The sequence below is a fragment of the Paenibacillus sp. MY03 genome (genome assembly GCF_002165585.1).
GTDB classification, from domain to species: domain Bacteria; phylum Bacillota; class Bacilli; order Paenibacillales; family Paenibacillaceae; genus Pristimantibacillus; species Pristimantibacillus agaridevorans.
Map to the genome: position 1 here is coordinate 18,499 of NZ_MXQD01000039.1, position 18,546 is coordinate 37,044.

At 54.6% G+C, this 18,546-nt stretch carries 18 protein-coding genes; 7 read left to right on the forward strand and 11 right to left on the reverse strand.

What is annotated here, in order from left to right; genetic code table 11:
* Positions 1-4 precede the first annotated feature (4 nt).
* Genes mnmM through B1748_RS25620 form a run of 3 tightly spaced genes read left to right on the forward strand, consistent with a single transcriptional unit; the run spans position 5 to position 2,045 of the window.
* A complete protein-coding gene (gene mnmM / locus B1748_RS25610) occupies positions 5-589 on the forward strand; it encodes a tRNA 5-(aminomethyl)-2-thiouridylate-methyltransferase MnmM (RefSeq protein ID WP_087570788.1) in 585 nt (194 codons plus the stop codon).
* A gap of 34 nt (positions 590-623) precedes the next feature.
* Positions 624-1,019 (forward strand): VOC family protein, encoded by a 396-nt coding sequence (locus B1748_RS25615; RefSeq protein ID WP_087570789.1) that lies wholly within the window; start codon positions 624-626, stop codon positions 1,017-1,019.
* Positions 1,020-1,070: 51 nt separating this feature from the next.
* Positions 1,071-2,045 (forward strand): type I phosphomannose isomerase catalytic subunit, encoded by a 975-nt coding sequence (locus B1748_RS25620; protein WP_087570790.1) that lies wholly within the window; start codon positions 1,071-1,073, stop codon positions 2,043-2,045.
* A gap of 587 nt (positions 2,046-2,632) precedes the next feature.
* Here B1748_RS25620 and B1748_RS25625 read toward each other — a convergent pair.
* The 7 genes from B1748_RS25625 to B1748_RS25655 all read right to left on the reverse strand — a co-directional run bounded on the left by B1748_RS25625 (position 2,633) and on the right by B1748_RS25655 (position 10,008).
* Positions 2,633-4,456 (reverse strand): B12-binding domain-containing radical SAM protein, encoded by a 1,824-nt coding sequence (locus tag B1748_RS25625; protein ID WP_087570791.1) that lies wholly within the window; start codon positions 4,454-4,456, stop codon positions 2,633-2,635.
* A gap of 109 nt (positions 4,457-4,565) precedes the next feature.
* The gene (locus B1748_RS25630) at positions 4,566-6,107 is read right to left on the reverse strand and encodes a trypsin-like peptidase domain-containing protein (RefSeq protein ID WP_087570792.1); all 1,542 of its coding nucleotides are present in this window, start codon (positions 6,105-6,107) and stop codon (positions 4,566-4,568) included.
* A gap of 123 nt (positions 6,108-6,230) precedes the next feature.
* A complete protein-coding gene (locus B1748_RS25635) occupies positions 6,231-7,808 on the reverse strand; it encodes an ArnT family glycosyltransferase (protein ID WP_179215829.1) in 1,578 nt (525 codons plus the stop codon).
* Between the two features lie 39 nt (positions 7,809-7,847).
* On the reverse strand, positions 7,848-8,408 hold the full coding sequence (locus B1748_RS25640; RefSeq protein ID WP_087570794.1) for a GNAT family N-acetyltransferase: 561 nt from the start codon (positions 8,406-8,408) through the stop codon (positions 7,848-7,850).
* 119 nt (positions 8,409-8,527) lie between these two features.
* A complete protein-coding gene (locus tag B1748_RS25645) occupies positions 8,528-9,034 on the reverse strand; it encodes a ferritin (RefSeq protein WP_087570795.1) in 507 nt (168 codons plus the stop codon).
* A 95-nt stretch (positions 9,035-9,129) separates the two neighbouring features.
* Positions 9,130-9,351 (reverse strand): DUF1450 domain-containing protein, encoded by a 222-nt coding sequence (locus B1748_RS25650; RefSeq protein WP_087570796.1) that lies wholly within the window; start codon positions 9,349-9,351, stop codon positions 9,130-9,132.
* 99 nt (positions 9,352-9,450) lie between these two features.
* Positions 9,451-10,008, reverse strand: coding sequence for a hypothetical protein (locus B1748_RS25655; RefSeq protein WP_087570797.1), 558 nt, complete (start codon positions 10,006-10,008; stop codon positions 9,451-9,453).
* Positions 10,009-10,371: 363 nt separating this feature from the next.
* On the opposite strand from B1748_RS25655, the gene B1748_RS25660 reads away from it, so the two are divergent.
* Both B1748_RS25660 and B1748_RS25665 read left to right on the forward strand, forming a co-directional pair.
* Positions 10,372-11,205, forward strand: coding sequence for a phosphatidate cytidylyltransferase (locus B1748_RS25660; protein WP_373271303.1), 834 nt, complete (start codon positions 10,372-10,374; stop codon positions 11,203-11,205).
* Between the two features lie 76 nt (positions 11,206-11,281).
* Positions 11,282-12,400, forward strand: coding sequence for a copper amine oxidase N-terminal domain-containing protein (locus B1748_RS25665; RefSeq protein ID WP_087570799.1), 1,119 nt, complete (start codon positions 11,282-11,284; stop codon positions 12,398-12,400).
* 127 nt (positions 12,401-12,527) lie between these two features.
* On the opposite strand, the gene B1748_RS25670 is transcribed toward B1748_RS25665, so the two are convergent.
* Positions 12,528-13,955, reverse strand: coding sequence for a S41 family peptidase (locus tag B1748_RS25670; RefSeq protein WP_087570800.1), 1,428 nt, complete (start codon positions 13,953-13,955; stop codon positions 12,528-12,530).
* Positions 13,956-14,056: 101 nt separating this feature from the next.
* On the opposite strand from B1748_RS25670, the gene B1748_RS25675 reads away from it, so the two are divergent.
* Entirely contained in the window at positions 14,057-14,866 is an 810-nt protein-coding gene (locus B1748_RS25675) for a Cof-type HAD-IIB family hydrolase (RefSeq protein WP_087570801.1), read from the forward strand.
* 78 nt (positions 14,867-14,944) lie between these two features.
* A complete protein-coding gene (locus B1748_RS38135; RefSeq protein ID WP_087570802.1) occupies positions 14,945-15,157 on the forward strand; it encodes a cysteine-rich CWC family protein in 213 nt (70 codons plus the stop codon).
* On the opposite strand, the gene B1748_RS25685 is transcribed toward B1748_RS38135, so the two are convergent.
* From B1748_RS25685 to B1748_RS25695, 3 genes are read right to left on the reverse strand one after another with little or no spacing between them, the layout of a single operon-like run.
* Entirely contained in the window at positions 15,143-15,802 is a 660-nt protein-coding gene (locus B1748_RS25685) for an ABC transporter ATP-binding protein (RefSeq protein ID WP_087570803.1), read from the reverse strand. The two genes, B1748_RS38135 and B1748_RS25685, sit on opposite strands and share 15 nt — an antisense overlap.
* The gene (locus B1748_RS25690) at positions 15,799-17,448 is read right to left on the reverse strand and encodes an ABC transporter permease (RefSeq protein ID WP_087570804.1); all 1,650 of its coding nucleotides are present in this window, start codon (positions 17,446-17,448) and stop codon (positions 15,799-15,801) included. The genes B1748_RS25685 and B1748_RS25690 overlap by 4 nt, the downstream gene beginning before the upstream one ends.
* Position 17,449: 1 nt before the next feature.
* Positions 17,450-18,541 carry a Fe(3+) ABC transporter substrate-binding protein gene (locus B1748_RS25695; protein ID WP_087570805.1) on the reverse strand — a complete coding sequence of 364 codons (1,092 nt, stop codon included), beginning with the start codon at positions 18,539-18,541 and terminating at the stop codon, positions 17,450-17,452.
* Positions 18,542-18,546: the final 5 nt, after the last annotated feature.

An 18,546-nucleotide genomic window follows, 5' to 3' on the forward strand; every position in this document is an offset into this window, starting at 1 on the left:
CAATATGGGATTTCTGTCCGTGCTCAGCACGGCCCACAAGTGGATTGCGGAGCGCGCCGGAGCAGGCGACATCGTCGTCGACGCAACCGCAGGAGGCGGCGTCGACACATTTGCTCTGGCCGAGCTTGTCGGTCCCAAGGGGATGGTCTATGCGTTCGACATTCAGCAAGAAGCGCTGGAGCGAACCCGTCTGCGGCTCGCGCCGCTAACAGCGGATGACCGTCTGCCCGGGCTCAAGCTTATATTAGCCGACCATGCGGAGATGGTGAGCTCCGTGGACGCAAGCGACGCTGGCCGGATCGCCGCCGTCATGTTTAATCTTGGATATTTGCCAGGCGGGGACACCACCGTCATCACGAAGCCCGAATCGACGCTTCGCGCTCTTGATGCAGCACTTTCGCTGATTCGTCCGGGCGGCATTATGACCTGCGTGCTCTATCCCGGCCACCCCGGCGGGGACGCGGAAGCCGCAGCCGTCGAAGCATGGGCGGCAAATCTCCCGCAAAACGTCGCGCAAGCCGTCCTGTACCGCCAACCGCAGCGGACAACAGCTCCGTACCTGATCGCGATCGAGCGCCGAAAGGGCTAATCCGGCACTACCTATTTTGAGAGGAGAAATTGAAATGGCAGTTAGAAAAATCGAACATATTGGCATAATGGTGGACAGTATCGAACGTTCACTGGAATTTTACACGTCCGTGCTCGGTCTTGAGCATCGGTATACGTTGCTGCATACGAACGGCGTCATCCGTCTCGCATTTCTGTCCTTCCCCGGGCATGAGGATACCGAGATCGAGCTCATCGAAGGCAATAAAAGCGAATTTCCCGCTGAGGGCAAGACCCACCACACCGCTTATACGGTTGACGACGTCGAAGCCGAATTCGAACGCGTAAAGGCTCTTGGCATTCCGCTGCGCGACACCGAGATCACGACGCTGCCGAACGGAGCCCGCTACTTCTTCCTGTACGGACCAGACGGTGAGCTGGTGGAGCTGTTCCAGCCTGCCAAGCAAGACTGACATTGACTGACATTACATCATAGCGCGACTACAAGAATGGAGGAACTTATAATGGCAGTAAAACCATATCCACTACAATTCAAAGCAGAGATGAAAGAGAGAGTTTGGGGCGGCAGAGCGCTGGAGCAATTCGGCCTGGAGCTGCCGGATGGCGCGATCGGGGAAGGCTGGATGATCGGCGATCACCCTAACGGCACGACCAAGGTCGTTAACGGCGAGCTTGCCGGGCTCGGCTTGGACGAAATCCGCGAGCAATACGGCCGGGAGTGGTTCGGAACGCGCGGCTTCTCCGAGAAAAACGGTCGTTTCCCGCTGCTCATCAAGCTGCTGGATTGCAACGACGATCTGTCCGTGCAAGTGCATCCGACCGACGTCTATGACCGCCTGCCTGCAGGCGAGCTTGGCAAAACGGAGATGTGGTATATTTTGAGCGCGAAGCCCGGCGCCAAGATCATCTACGGCCTGAAGGAAGGCATCGATCGTTCCGCCATGGAATCGGCCATTAACGAAGGCCGCATCATGGATACGCTGCAAGAGGTACCTGTCGAGGCTGGCGACGCCTTCTATATCCCTGCGGGAACGGTTCACGCGCTCTGCTCCGGCGTCGTTGTCGCCGAAATACAGCAGAACTCGGACACGACATACCGTCTGTACGACTATGACCGTCCTGGTCTGGACGGCAAGCTCCGCGAGCTGCATGTTGAGGACTCTCTTAACGTCATCGCCTACGAAGGAGCAGGCGCGCAACGCATGAAGACGGACGGCGTGAGCGCCGGAGAGTGGCTGTCGATCGCGACTTCCCCTTACTTCCAAGTCGAGAAGGGCATCGTCGAAGGACCGCTTGCGCTGTCCACATCGCCGGAGAGCTTCGTCATCCTCGTAATCGCGGACGGCGAAGGCCAAGTGCGTTACAGCGGCGGCGAGCTGGACGCAAAGGCCGGCCAGTGCTTCCTGTTGCCTGCCACGCTTGGCGACTACGAGCTGTCGGGCAGCATGACCGTTCTTCGCAGCGTCGTGCCGGCTTAAGGCGGGCGGCAAGCTGACCGCAAGTGTTACGAACGTAACAACTAGCAAGTTGACGAGTTTGCTCTTTCCTTCTGTTTCTTCTGTCGGACAGGGGGAGGCTGTCGAATCATTGTGGACGGCAGCGCAATTAAGTAAAGGCTGATCGTAACGGACATCACAGTCGCTATTTCGCAAAAATGGGGCCTGTTCAAATGGTAACGGACACAGACGACCTTACTTCCGTCAAAACCGCATAGAATGGGCGGAAATGCACCAAATAGCGTCATCTGAGTCCGTTAGATTTTCAATATCGCGAAAATGCTGCAAATAGAGGCTCTGAGGTCCATTAGCGAAAGTAGAACGTTTCAGCTCAGTTACTCACAACAAATCGACAGCCTCAGGAGAAATTTTATCAACGGAAGTTGCCCCACGATGTGGGGGCGAAAAAAAAGGTCGGGAGTCGCGGCGATGATGCGACTTCCGACCTTTTTAATAGGTTTTGCTACGGCCGAGCGATTGGAGGCAGTTAGTCGGCGTGGTCGACTTATTCGCCGCTCGCGCCGCGTTTCGCGTGCAGTTAGTCGGCGTGGACGACTTACTTGCCTTGCCTACACGACCGCGGCGGGCTCCACGCGCAGCGTGAACGCGCGCGGCTTCGGCTTGCTGCTCGTTTTATCCAGCGCGTACAGCATGATGAGCAGCGTATGCTGATTCTCGGACATTTCGCCGGTCGCCAGATATGCCTCCAGATCGAACGGCAGCTTCTCCAGCATCGCGTGCTTATGCAAGTCGCGCTCGTGCATGCCCAGGTCCGCGAATGCGCCGGAAACGGCTTCCGGACGCTCCAGCAGCGCCCTCATCCAGCGGCTCCATTCGGACTTGTCCATGGAATGCTCCCACCACGTCTTGCGCGGCTTATAGTTGTGGCCGAGGAAATAATCGTACTTCATCAGTCCCAGCACAACGTCCAGCCGCAGCTTCGAGCCAACCGTCTCTCCTTCTCCCAGCGGCGTATCCGCCGGCAAATCTGTCAGGAAGCTCCACAGCCGCGAGAACAAATCCTCCAGTTGATGGCCGATTTTGCTCCAGCCCTGCCCCTCCCAATAGTCGCCGAACAGCTGGAAGAAGTCGAACGGCGAAGGGAATACCCGATCGACAAGATAGAGCAGAGTGTGGTCCATCCGGTGCGCGTTCCAATATTTCTCCAGCACGTCCTCCACGCGCTTGATTCGAACGATGTCGCCGAACGGCATCAGATCGTTGCCCAACATCTCGTAAGGCGCGCGGTCCATGTAAATGTAGCCCCACTTCTCCGCGTCCAGCCTTAGGCCGGTGCCCCTAAGCATCTTGAGGAAGCCGAGCTGCAGCTCCTCGGGACGTAGCGCAAACACGTCGTTGAACGTGCCTCTAAACGTGTCGTAATTCTCAAGCGGCAATCCTGCGATCAAGTCCAGATGCTGATCGATTTTGCCGGAATCCCGCACCTTTGTGACCGTACGGACGAGCTTCGACCAGTTCTGCCGGCGCTGCACGGCGAGGTTCGTAGGATCGTTCGTCGACTGGACGCCGATCTCGAAGCGAAAAATGCCGGGAGGCGCATGCTCGGCCAAATAATCCAGCACCTCGGGCCGCATAATATCGGCCGTAATCTCGAACTGGAAGACAGTGCCGCGATGATTCTCGATTAGGAAGCGGAACATCTCGAGCGCGTAGTCGCGCTTAATATTGAAGGTACGGTCGACGAACTTGATCAGCTTGGCCCCGTTGTCGATCAGATAAAGGATATCGGACTTCGTCCGCTCCATATCGAAATAACGGACGCCGACCTCGATGCTGGACAAGCAGAACTGGCAGCTGAACGGACAACCCCTGCTCGTCTCGAAATATACGACGCGGCTCCCCAGGTTGGGGATATCCTCGGGGAATCGATGCGGCGACGGCAATTCGTTCAAGTTCAGCTTAGGCCGCGGCGGCGTAATCAGAATCTCCGTGCCGCTCTCTCTGACTTTGCGATAGGCGAGGCCGAACACCATATGATATTTGCCTGCCCCTTGTATCTCCGTAAGCAGATGGTCAAACGTCTCTTCTCCTTCGCCGACGACGATGAAGTCGACATCCGGCAGCCGTTCCATCCACTGCTCCGTATCATAACTCACCTCGGGGCCGCCAAGCACGATCTTCAGCTCCGGTTTGATCTTTCGCAGCATATTAACAACCGTAATCGTCTCTTCGATATTCCAGATGTAGCACGAGAACCCGACAACGTCCGGATTCCGTCCGTACAAATCCGAGGCGATGTTCATCGCCGGATCCTTGATCGTATATTCCGCGATATCGATATCGAACCGGTCGCCGCTAAACGCTTTGAGACAGCGCAGGGCGAGCGATGTATGAATGAATTTGGCATTAAGCGTGGACAACACGACTTTCATAATCAATCCCTCTCTCGCATTACAAGCTGACTCCTATTGTACCGGACTTCCCGGCAAAATAGAAGCGGCGCCGATCCTCCGCTTTCCGCGGTGATCGGCGCCGGGCCGTCTACATTCTTGTCCGAATGTACATTTGATCCTTAAGCTGCATATCGATGACGGTATGCTTGACCCGCCACTTGCCTTCGCCGAGGAAAGTCACTTCTCCCTGCCCGAAGCCTCGCGGCTGGAAGCCGTAATCCCGCTCGAAGTTGATCAATACCTGAATTTTCTCGTCCGGCAGCATCCGGTGGAATTCCTGACCCAGCAGAATCGTCCACAACTTAAGCTCGTCCTCTACTTGATTCGCGGAATAGAGGTAGAAAAGAGGATCGATATTGGCCGTCAGCACGAGCCAGCCTTCCGCATCCCTCGTCGCTTCCCACTTCGTAAACTCCGCTTCTCCGACGGAGGTGACAACCGAGGAAAATTCCTCCTTCAACAGATTCTGGATCTTGGATAACGGTGCGCCTGCAAGCGTCTCAGGCAGAGACGGATCCAGGAACTTCGCTTTCTTTACCTTATCTTCCGTCACCTCGTCCAGCAGCATGGCCGCATGGAAGGCAGCGACGGCGAAGTTAAGATCCGCCAGACTGTTATCATAACCAGCCGACGTAATGCCGATGAATTGACCGTATTCATTAAACAACGCTCCTCCGGAGCTGCCATGATCGGTCGGCGCGTTGAACTGAATCCAGCTGACGCCGGCTTGGTAGCTCAGATTGCTGATCAATCCGTCGGAGACGGTATTCTGAAGGCCAAGCGGGCTTCCGATCGCCACGACGCGATCGCCTTTGTCCGCATAGTAGTCATAGCCGACCTCGACAGGTAGAAGCTCATGCGGCTGCTCCGTACGAATAATGGCAAGATCCGCGGCTTCATTGTAGGCCACGACTCCCTTAACCTTCATCTCGTCGGAATAAATATCGTATACGGTAGCCGAGGTAGCGTCCTCCATGACGTGATAGTTGGTCAGAATCAGGTCTTCTCCGACCGCGATGCCGCTGCCTTGCGCCTTATTCGTCATAATCATGACGACGCTGCCGTCATATAGATTCACGATATCCTTGGCTGACAGCTTAGGCAGTTCGGGGAGCTCCCATTCCTCTTCGAACGGCTCTTCTTCACCATAATAGTCCCAAGTCTCAATCTTAATCGCATTGCCTGCGGCATCCCACTTTACGGTTGCCTCTAGCAGCTCGGCCAGAAATCGTACGGGAACATACGGAACGCCATCCTTCAGCAACGCCGGCGTCGCCATGAATACCGTCGTGCCGTTCACGATAGCTTCCTTCTTGCCAGGCGACATCGTTACGGTCAAACCGCCCGCTCTCACGATCATCGCGCCCGTCTTCGGCTCGAGCACCGACACGGCCATCAGAGCTTCAGCCAGCTCCTTCATCGGCGCAAGCGCCACCCCATTTACTTTCACCACGGGAGCAGACAGCTTCTTCCCGTCCACCCAGATGGACAACTGCTGCTGCGACTCGCCCGCTGTCGCCTTCGCCGTTGCCGCATGGGCGTGAGTTCCCGTTCCGGCAAGCGGGGCGAACAGCAGCCCCGCGGCAAGCATCGTGCAGACCGCGGCCTTATACCAAGTGTAATGTTTCATCTCCGGCTCCTCTCAATCTCCCATGTATGACTAGTACTATTTCTCTATTAATCCTATCATCCTTATTTTGGCATGTCTATCATTTCCCGCTGCAGCACAGGGATTAGCGTCCCGTATAAACCTTTAATTGGAAGAGGCTCCCGTCAGAACGGAAAAGTTCTTAAACGAGCGCACGTTAAAGCCCTCCAGAGTAGCGGCAGGCGGCAGCTCGTAATTAGGCACAATGTATACGGCGGGACTGCCAGACTCGGCAACGGCAGGGCCGAAGATGTATCGGCCGAAGGAGGCCGCCTGCTGGAATGGCGACCCCGGATTGGCATACACGACGGAGCTTGCGAACGCCTCGGGATGGATCTTTTCGTAGAATAAAACGTATATGTAGGGCATGTTTACCTTGTCGGTCACGTAGATGGGACCGTCGGTTGCATCCGATGCGTAACGGATCGCGTCTCCGAACGATTCGTAGAAGGACGGGCCGATCTCCTCCGGATACTTCGTGAAGTACTGCCAGCCGAACATGGCGAAAAAAATCGTAAACGCGGCGATCGACAGTTTAAGGGAGTGGCGGATCTGCTCTCCGCCCCAGACGACTCCCGCCGACGCAAGCAATATCAAAGGATAAAATACTATATTCATTCGGTTCATGTTTATATCGATAATCAGCCCCATAAGCATGGCCGTTATCAGCCACAATCCCACAATGACATGGGGCGCGCTTTTTGCAACAAATGCCTTTCCCGCAATAACGCCGATTCCAATAACGAGGAAAGGGATCGCGATAGGATAAAGGTAGCCGAAGTCCGGCATGGCATTCCAGGGCAGTCCATCGGTCCCCGAGATCAGAAGCTCCAGCAAACTTCTCAAGCGTGCCGCTATTCCTTCGGCAACCTTACCCGAGAACACGGAGGATACCTGCTCCACGCGCGGCACCGTCAACTTGGGAATCGTAAAAAACGGCGTAACGATCTCTGACTTATCCGCTCTATTAATATAGAGGAATAATAGAATCGGCAGCGACAGCAGAGCCAGGAGCGCTCCGTGCGCCAGCAGAAGCAGCGGCTTTATCCGCCCCGATACCCACAGATAAATCGCAGCGGCAAGCGCGAATACGGGAACAAAAAAATAGGCCGTTCCGTAAGCATACATCGACAACGCCAGCATGACGGTGAAGCCGTACAGCCACCTCGGCCTCTCCAGGCCGAGCAGCAAGAAGTAGACTGCCAGCAGCGCCAGCGTCGGGAACAAATTCGATTCCAGCGCCCATCTGGACATCATGACATGCCATGGGCATATCGCTGTGAGGAACAGCACGATCAACGCGCCTCGGCGGGAGTCGAACAGCTTGCGCCCTATGCCGTACATCGTCCCCATACCAATAAGACCCATCAGCATGCTGACGGCGCGAACGGACCATTCGTTTAACCCGAATACATAAATAAACGGCATGGACAGGTAAGCATACAGCGCATTCTGACCGCTTCCCCAAGCGATCAAGTGCACGGGCAGCGACACCCCGTTACGATCGACGCCATGATGCAGGATAGCGTACGCGTCATACCCGATTGACGCTTCGTCCTGATTAAGCCCGGGCGGCAGCGCCCCCCCGTACCACAAGCGTATGAAAGCTCCTGCCGCAAAGATCAAAATAAGGAGCGGATTGCTCCGTATCCACAGCCATGTTTTGTTTCGGACAACCTTCACCCAGATTCCCCCGATGGCAGCCATCCCGCACGCGAAGGGCTACAACTGTTTAATCATTCGTTTGTACGCGCCGTCGCTCACCTGCCACAAGCCGTCATCCCTGTATCCCAGCTTGCGGTAAAGCGCGTACGCGCCTTCATTGTACGGCTCTACAATAAGAGATAACGTATCGTAACCTTGCGATCGTCCCCGTTCCTCAAATGCGGCGATAAGGCTTTTGGCGATGCCCTGTCCCTGAAACCGCTCATCTACCGCAATAGAGTCCAGGTAATAGTCGCCCGGTTTGCATTCCGTCACGACCGCGCTTGCCGCTTCCTCCCCGTGCAGAGACTCAAGCCTTTCTCGGATGGGACGATCCAGTTCCTCTGCCGCATCTCCGGAATAAGCGATCAACATCCCTGCGACCGCACCGTCTCTTCGTTCCACTATAATATTGCGGAAGCTGAGACGGTTATGCTCCGAAGACAGGAAATCGCGCAGCACATCCCATGTCTCTCCATCGTCGGTCGTGCCCGACAGCGTATGCGCAATAGGGCCGATCGCGGATAACAATAGCGGCAGCAATGCATCCCCGTCTTTGACCGTAGCTGAATCTATCATAATATACCTCTCCTCCACTGAATAGCCGTATTTTTACAAAAATAGAGCCCTCCCGAGCATGTCCATTCATGCATAGGAGAAGCTCTATTATAGGTGATGTCCCTGCCGTCAAGCTTTCGTTACTCTCCGGCTGGCGGAGTGAAGGAACGTCCGGCGAACTCGTTGTCCAGCATGTAGAACGCGTTGCTGTCCTTGTCGATCCGCTTCAGCTTGTTGATGATGCTGTCGAACAACGCTTCTTCTTCGACCTGTTCATCGATGAACCACTTCAGGAAGTTGATCGTCGCGTGCTCGCGATCGTTCATCGCGAGGTCGGACAGCTTGTAGAAGCGTTCCGTATTTTGCTGCTCATGTTTGTAGCCTTGCTCGAAGGCATGCAGCACGGAGTCGTAGTCATTGTTCGGTTCCGGCAGCGCATCAAGAGTCGCTCGGCGGCCGCGGTCGTTCAGGAACTTATAAATTTTCATGGCGTGAAATCGTTCTTCTTCCGCCTGTACGATGAAGAAATTAGCGAAACCGTCCAGGCTGTCGCCGGAGCAGTATGCAGCCATCGCAAGATACACGTGTGCGGAGTAGAACTCGAAGTTCATTTGTTCGTTTAACGCTTGAGCCAAAGAGTCTTTCATAATAATGTGCACCTCGCCTTCTTATTTGTATTTATTCTAACATAAAAATGAGAGGCGGCAAATGGACGCCCCTCCTATATTTCCCAATTATAGAGTTAACCAATCATTTTTTTCAATCGTTTGTAGAGTTGTTCCGGCGTTGGCGCGGTGACTGCCTTCGATTTGACGACGACAAAACATTCCATCTTGCAGGTTCTGCAATTGCCCAAACAGTCGCTTTTTTTCCCCTTGATCTCGGGGTACTTCTCCTTCATCGCCTTATAGACCGACTTGGAGCCTAGCTTCAAGTTGCGTTTGCAATATTTGACCTTCTTCATGTTCCACCTCGTCGTCAAGTAAACAAACTATGATAATTCCTCTCATTTAAGATGATAGTAATTATCATTCCCGTTGTCAAGCGACAAGCTCCAATTCGCTTAACGAAAACGATGGATGGCATGCGGATCGTATTGACTCAGCTTTCCTTCGTAGATCAGCTCCAGTCGATCATTCTGGCGAAAGTCGTCCGGCGTGACCAACGCGGGCAGCTTGTTCCACAGCTTGATTCCCGAACGGGACAAAATCTCGGCGACGAACTGCGAGCAGAAGTAGGAATTGCTGAACTCGACTGGCTCCTTTAAGGCGACGCCGATTACGCCGAGCAGGTTGTACAGAAATTTACCGCGGCTCCGGATAAAAAAACGCAGCACCCGTTTCATTTTCTCTTCCTCACGCCGCGTTATAGCGAGCTCGTAGAGGACGCAGGTCGTACCGGGATATTTGCTGAACGTCCCCGTCTTGATGTCTTCCTTGACGAAGCCGCCGTCGAACGGGTTGCTGGGATGTTTGCGCCCGAAGCTGTACAGCTCCGACAGCTCCCGGTCGAACGAGATGGAAGCGTGGTTATAGGGTGCTTTCGTATAACTTTGTATAACCTTCGTAAAAAGCGTCCCGGTATTCGTAAGCAAAATAAAAACCGATACGTCGCGTTCCATTTTTTACGTTATCCCCTTATCAAATCATCGATATTCCTACATAATAACATAGTGTCACTTTATAGAGGATATTCATAAAGTCCGCTTCCCATTACGAAGTCATCCAAGTAGCTTACTCGACGTCGAAGATTGAATTCAGCCGGACCTTCCGGTGCTCACGTAGCTTCCACTACGCTCCGCTCCTCAGGTCCTAGCTTCATCCAATCTTCTCGGTACTGATAACCGGACTTTCTGAACTCTCATTTTATAGTAATCTATCCTGGAGCAAGATGGTGATTCCGTATGAACGATTCCATAACGGCGCTGGTCGTCGTATTTGCAGGGTTATTAATTGTGAATTTCATTTACTTGGCGGCCGATCGCATGTTGTCCCGCAAGGATCATGAAGTCATCGCTTTCCGCATCAAGACGTGGTGGGGCATGTTCTTTGTCTTATGCCTGGCCACGATCATCAATCCGGTCGTTTCCCTCCTCTCTCTAATGGTGCTGTCGTTTTTCTCGCTGAAGGAATATTTCTCCATGATCAAGACGAGAAAGGCCGACCGCAGATTGTTTCTCTGGGCGTACTTGTCCATTCCCGTGCAGTTCTACTGGATCTACATCGAGTGGTACGGGATGTTTATCGTGTTTATTCCCGTCTACGTGTTCCTGCTTCTTCCCATGCCCAGGCTCATTAACAAAGGAACCGCAGGCTTTCTGCGCAGCGTAAGTTCGACGCAATGGGGACTTATGCTGATGGTGTTCGGGCTCAGCCATCTTGCTTATTTCCAATTCGCGACGCCGGAGTATGGCGCGGGAATCGTCCTGTTTCTGGTGCTGCTGACGCAAATCAACGATGTCGTAAATTATCTCGTATCGATCTACGGAGGCAAGCGAAAGGTGATTCCGACCGCAAACCCCTATATCACCTGGGAGGGCTTTGCTTGCGGATTCGTCGTGACGACCGCCGTCTCGACGTTCATTTATCCGTATTTGACGCCGCTCGACCCGCTGTTTGGCGTGTTATCGGGCATGCTCATCAGTTTAAGCGGCTTTTTCGGCAGCTTGACCGTGTCCGTTTTAAAGCGGGATTTATTGCTTGGCGACGACAACAAATTCAAGATTTCGAATAAAAGCTTTTTGAGCCGAGTCGATAGTCTGACTTACGCTTCGCCGGTCTTTTTTCATGTCATTCGCTATTTTTTCGACTTCATGTAGCAACCTTTATGGGACCGCCCCCGTCTATGGGTACGCGAAAGCTAACAACTAAACCCTTTAAAGGCAGGTGCACCTCATGAGGCAGAACAAACGCAAAAAAGCTGTGGCGATGCTCGCCGCGCTTACAATGACGGCATCGTTGCATGCAACGATCGCATTTGGTGCCGGCAATGCTGCTCCGTCCGTACAATTCCAAATAGGAAGTCTAAACGCCGTTGACAACAACGGGACGTTTGAGTTAATGCAAGCTCCATACATCGAGAAAGGCGTAGCCATGGTTCCCGCCCGCGCTTTCGCGGAAGGTCTGGACGCCAAGCTCACTTGGAACGACACGGATCGGACCATCCAGATGGAGAGAGCCGGTCTGACCGTTCTGTTGACGGTTGGCCAGGATAGCGTGACGGGAACGTACGTCAAGGGCATCAAGCTCCCGGCCAAAGTCGTCATTAAGCAAGGACAAGCTTTCATTCCGGCGAAGGGCGTAGCCGACCTGCTCGCCGCAAACACGACCTGGGAAAACACCGGCCGCAAAGTTTTCATCCAGGCAAAGGCCGAGACGGTATCGCATCAATTTTCGTTCGACCAAGGCCAGGACGGCTGGGAAGGCGGCTTCGCCGATCTGCCTGTAGCCTACAATCCCAACATCTACAACCTGGAGTTCAGGCGCGGGCTGATCGATTTGTCGGATAACAAAAGCAACTACGGTCTAAAGATGGTCGGCATGAACCGCAGCGATGATCTCTTTATGTTCGTAACGAAAAAGATCAGCGGCCTTGAGCCGAAAAAGACTTACGATGCATCCGTTGCCTTTAAGCTTTATACAGACGTGCCTGGCGGCATGATTGGCGCAGGCGGTTCCCCCGGCGAGTCGGTCTATATCAAAGCCGGTTTCGTCGCAACGAAGCCCGAAGCGCTCCGCCTCGATCATGTGCACGGGGAAGAACCTTACTTCATCCTGAACGCGGACAAGGGCAACCAAGCGCAGGACGGTGCCGATCTCAAAAACGTCGGCAATATGGTCGTGCCGGACGACTCCGTCGAAGGCTTTCAGGCGAAGCCGATGAGTCATCAAGCCACGCTGAAGTCGAACGACAAGGGCGAGCTTTTCGTCATCATCGGCAGCGACTCCGGTTTTGAAGGGCTAACAACGTGGTACCTGGACGACGTCCAGATTGATCTGACTCCGAAGGGCTGAGCAGGGAACGCGAACTCATCTATTATTAGGAATGAAACAGGAAGAGACGCCCGATGCGATCGGGCGTCTCTTCCTGTTTTTTATCATTTGACACCCACCGGCGTCTATGGGATTACTGATGAACGACTTACTGCTGCGCCTGCTTCAACAGCTCGATCGCCTTCTGCTCCTGGGTATCCTCCCGGCCCAGCTTCTCGCGCAGCATTTCGACCAGCTTATGGCTGGTCGCGTCGGCGAACTTCCCGTTCGACGTCAAACCGTTTTCGCTCTGGAACTTGCGGAGCGCTGTCTCCGTCTGTGCGTCAAACAAGCCGTCTTGACCCGAAGGCCCGTAACCCAGCGTATTCAGCATCCCCTGCAGCAGCTTCACTTCGTCTCCATAGCTGCCCTTGGCTAACTCGGTACCCAGCGGCGGCTGATGCAGGGAAGCATATTCCGGCAGCTCCACAACGTGGTCCGGGGTCACGCCTTGCTTGTTGATCCATGTGCCGCCAGGCGTCTTCCACTGCGCTTCCGTCAAGCTGATAACGGAGCCGTCCTTGTATTGCTTGTAGCCCTGAACGACGCCTTTGCCGTACGTTTTCTCGCCGACAAGCGTCGCGCCTGCCGATTCCTTGAGCGCCGAGGCAAGCACCTCGCTCGCGCTGGCGGAACGTCCGTTGACAAGCGCGACGATCGGCACCGTCCACTTCTCCTTCTGCTTCGACGTAAGCGATACGATTTTTCGTTCGTCCTTGTAGACGATGTCGAGAATTTTTTTGTCCTTTGGAATCAGAATATTGGCAATCTCGGTCGTGGATTGCAGCAGCCCGCCGGGATTGGAACGCAGATCCAGCAGCAGCCCCTTCAGCTCGCCCTCCGCCTTAAGTTTATCCAGCTCCGCCTTGAATTCCTTCCCGGTTTCCTCGGCGAAACGGCTGATCGTGATAAGGCCGATGCCATCCTCCAGTCTCTCCGAGGTAACGGTATGCACGGGAATAGCCGCCCGTTTCATCGTAAAGTCAAGGGGTTCCTTTTCCGAGGCTCGCTGGACCCGGATCTTGATCGTCGTGCCTTCTTCGCCTCTTACAATGCCCAGCAGATCCTGCAGCGACTTGCCGGTTACGTCAACGTCGTCTACTGCGATTATAACGTCGCCTGGCTGCATTCCCGACCTTTCGGCAGGCGTCTCCTTGATGACATGACTGACCATAACCTTGCCGTCCTCCTGCCTCATCTCGGCGCCGATGCCGTAGAATTGCCCTTCATAGGAGTCCGTATACGCCTTCCCCTTTTCTCCGGGCAAGTAATGCGAATAAGGGTCTTTGAGCGAGTCCACCATGCCGACCGCCGCTCCCTGAATGAGCTGCTCTGGCGTCGTGTCATTAAGATAATCGTTAAGAACGTGAACGTACGAGTCATTAACTTGCTTGAACAACGGCTCCTTGATCATGGGGTACCGGGTACTCATGAAAAACATGCCGAGCGCGAAGCCGGCAACAAGAAGCAGCACCGCTCCTATCGCATAGATGGCGCCGGAGCGCTGCTTCGCCGGCCTTGATTCATAGTTGTGCATGTGAGGATCTCCTTGTATGTAGGCTCGATTTTCGCTACAATCAACCTTATTATGACGCTACACGATACAGATTGGACGCCGAGAGGAGCCTTACCGTAATTATGTATAAGCTGATTGCCATTGATGTGGACGACACGCTTCTGACAGATGAACTGACTGTGACGGATGGAACCCGCAGGGCGATGGAGGCCGCGATCGAAGCCGGAGTGACAGTGACGCTTGCCACCGGCCGCATGTTCGCTTCGGCACAGCAGATTGCCCGCCAGATTGAACTTAATGTACCTATTATTACGTATCAGGGAGCGCTAGTCAAAACACTGCTGGACGGCCAAGTGCTCTACGAGCGCAATGTGCCGACGGACGCCGCCCTGGCGTTGCACGAATATTGCGTAAAGCATGGCCTTCATCTACAGCTTTACGTAGACGACGAGCTGTACGGCACAGAAGATAACGACCGAATCAAAGCCTATTCCAGGCTGTCGAACATCCCTTACAGGATCGAACCCGACTTTGACAAGCTCATTACGAAGCCCCTTAACAAAATGCTCATTATCGACGATCCCGCCCGTCTCGACGCCATCGCGCTGGAACTGGCTCCGCTGATCGGGGATCGGGTCCATATTACGAAGTCCAAGGCTCATTACTTGGAGTTTATGCACAAGGAAGGGACAAAAGGACATGCGCTCCGATTTATGGCGGAGCATCTCGGCTGCTCGATGGAGCAAACGATCGCGATGGGCGACGCATGGAACGATCGCGAGATGATTCAGGCTGCCGGTCTTGGCGTCGCCATGGCCAATGCGATTGATGCCCTCAAGGAGATTGCCGACTACGTCACGCTCTCCAATAACGAAGAAGGCGTTCGCCATGTGATCGAAAAGTTTATTTTGGAGCCGGCGAAGCAGCATTGACCTTTAGCCTTTAAACAAATGCAGCCCTGCGGCGACTAACGCTGCAGGGCTGCTCTTCGAAAGGAGCTGTATTTTTCGATGAAACATATCTGTCCTCTCTGCGGAAGAGAAAACGGCTGTGCGGCGGAGCGAGCAGAGGCAGACCTGGATTGCTGGTGCTTCCGCGCCTCCATTCCGGCGGAGCTTCTTAAGCACGTTCCCGAGCCTTTCCTTGGCGTCAGTTGCATCTGCCGTCACTGCGTGGAACAATTCCAGGAAGCCCCTGACCTTAAAGGCTCAAACGAGACTTAAGACCTGCTCTGGCATATTCACGATCCGGTCGCAGATCGCTTCCGCATCCGCCAGATCATGCGTCACAAGAATAGAGGTCATGCCGGACTTCTTCAGCAGCTCCTTCAGCTCCAGACGAATCTCTCCCTTAAGCGCCGCATCGAGATTGCTAAACGGTTCGTCCATGAGCAGAAGCTTCGGCTGCGGCGCCAGCGCGCGGGCGAACGCGACACGCTGCTGCTGCCCCCCGCTCAGTTCGTGGGGGTATCGTCCGCCAAAGCTTTGCAGCTGGATGAGCTCCAGCATGTTCTCCGTGCGCGCCGCCTGTTCCGAACGCGACAAACCCCGCAATCCGAAAGCGATATTTCTGGCGACGGTCATATGCGGGAACAAGGCGTAATCCTGGAACACCATGCCTACGCCTCGATGCTCGGGTTGAACGAAGCGCCCTCCCCCTGCCATGACGATGCCGTCTATGGTTATCTCGCCGCTTTTCGGATTCTCAAGGCCGGCGATCAGACGAAGCAGCGTACTCTTGCCGCTTCCGCTGCCTCCGAGCAGACCAACCGTCTCTCCCCGCGCAAGCGTTAATGAAAATTCCGACAGAACATCGCTCCCGGCTCCAGCATAAGCGTAAGCAATTTCCTTAAGGCTGACATATGTCATGCCTTCTCCCCCCTACCGATAAAATGGTACAAGCAGACCGACGCAACGCCAAGCGCAATGATAAGGAGCGAGGGCAACGAAGCTTGATGAATCTGCTCGTCGCTCGCATACTGGTAAGCCTTGGTCGCCAGCGTATCGAAGTTGAATGGCCGAAGCAGCAACGTAAGCGGAAGCTCCTTTACAACCTCCATGAAGGTCATAATGGCTCCTGTCAAAATGGAGCCCTTTAGGAGCGGCCAATCAATACGGAAGAAGGTACTCGTCGCTCCGTAGCCAAGAAGCCTGGAAGCCTCCGCGTATTTGGTCCCGATTCGGTCGTAACCGGCGTCGACGGCATTAAAGCCGACCGACAAAAAACGGGCGACGAAGGCGAATACGAGCATGGCTAACGACATGCTAAGCACCAGCTTCCCTTCTCCCAAGCCCATCATGCCGTACAAGCCGGAAAGCGCCTGATCCAGCGACAGAAACAAGGCCAGCACTCCGATCGCCATAACGGCTCCCGGGATGGAATATCCCATCAATAGCAGCTTGCTCCCTGCCAGCGTGAAGCCGCTCCGCCACATTCTCAGCGAATTGGCCGCAATGACGGACATCAGCATGATGATGCACACCGCGGCTGCAGAAACCGACACCGTGTTTCGAATCATCGCCGGGAACCTGTCGTTCCAGATGTCGTCGTACGTCCATGTTGCCCATACCGCCAATTGCGCGACCGGAATAATAAAGGACAACAAAACCACGATGGAACAAAACCCAACCGTTAGCGCAGCCGGAATCCCCCGCAGCCTTTTTCGCTTTAGCACCGCACCTCCGCTTACCGAGGCGTTGAACCGCTTGCGGCTCCTCAGCAGCCTCTCTATGACGAAGATTCCGATTAATACGCTCATTAGCGCCCCAGCCAGCCGTATCGCCGATTCCAGATCATACATGCCGAACCACGTTTTAAAGATCGCGACCGTAAAGGTCTGGATGCCGAAATGTTTGGCCACCCCGTAATCGCCCAGCACCTCGAACGCGACAAGACTCGCTCCGCCCACAATGGCCCCCTGCGACAGCGGCAGGACGACCCGAAGGAAAACGGAAAGCGGCCTATGCCCCAGCAGCCTGGCATTTTCGATGTAGGCAGCGCTGTGCCGCTCCAGAAACGATTTGGTCATCAGGTAGACGTACGGGAACAGGAACATGGCAAAAATAAAAACGGCGCCCTGCATCGACATGATATCGAAATAACGCTGGTTCGGCGTCAAGCCAAGCCCATTTCGCAGCAGCTTCTGCACGGTGCCGGTATAACTGAGCATATCGCCGTACGTATAGGCCGCTATGTAAGGCGGGATCGCCAGCGGGAGCACCAATAAGGCGGAGAACATCCTCCGAAGCGGGAAGTCATACGCGGCGACGAGCCATGCCAGCGACACTCCGATCGCAACTGAAGCCGCTACTGTGCCTGCTACAAGCTGCAAGGACTCCATCAAATGGGAAGGGAGAATATAGGTCCGGATATGCGCCCAGTTTTCCCCTGGCTCTCCCCATAATCCCGCCAAAATATAAAGAGACGGAAGAAGAGCTGCAAGAGCCCCTATTCCGCTGATCGCGATCCATCCGTTCCATCTCTGTCTAAACCCCTGCAGCAAGGATAGGAACATCTTATTTCCAGCCAACCTTGGTCATAAGAGCCGTTGCCGCTTTGTTGTTCTCGCCCAGCTTCGCGAAGTCGATGGTTTGCGTCTTGAATTCGCCCCATTCTTTGAGCAGCGCCGGAAGCTCGGCATCCTTGTTGACCGGGAATTCGAAGCTGCCGTTCGTCAGCATTTCCTGGCCTTCCTTGCTTGTCATATATTCCACCAGCTTAAGCGCGTTGTCCTTGTTTTTTGCGTGAGCCGCGAGGCCGATGCCGCTAATGTTAAGATGCGTGCCTGTCGTCTCCTGGTTCGGGAAGAACACGCCGACGCTCTCTGCGACCTTCACTTCCTCGGCTTCCTTGGAGTTCAGCATCTGTCCGATGTAGTACGTATTCATAATCGCCACTTCTCCGACGCCGGCCGCAATGCCCTTGGCTTGGTCGCGGTCTCCGCCCTCCGGGTCGCGCGCGAAATTGCCGACCAGCCCTTGCGCCCACTTCTCCGTTTCCGCTTCGCCATTTAAATCAATCATGGACGCGACGAGAGACTGGTTGTAAAGGTTGCTGGAGGACCGTACGAGCACTTTGCCTTTCCATTGCTCGCCCGCCAGATCTTCGTATGTAGACAGCTGCTCGGGCTTCACGAGCTCTTTGTCGTATACGATGACCCTGGCACGAGTAGCCAGGCCCACCCACTGGTTATCCGTGTCCCGGAGACTTTCCGGCACGTTGGCCAAAATAGCGTCCGAGTCGATCGGCTGCAGCACGCCATTCTCCTTTGCGTAATTCAGGATGCCGCCGTCGACCGTGATGAACAGGTCGGCTTCCGTGCTTTCGCCTTCCCGCTTCATACGCTCCACCAATTCTTCTGCCGTTCCTTTGATTTCGTTGACCGTAATGCCTGTCGCCTTCTCGAATTCGTCGAACATCGCGAAGTCGATATCGTAATGGCGGGCCGTAAACACGTTTACGACGCCAGAGTCGCTCTCCGTTTTAACGGCTCCCGCTCCTTCTTGCTTGCCATTTGCATTCGATTCGTTGTTGCCCCCGCAGGCCGCCAGCATCATCGATGCTCCCAAAATAATCGCAGCCATGCCTGTTACGTACTTTTTATTCATTTCAT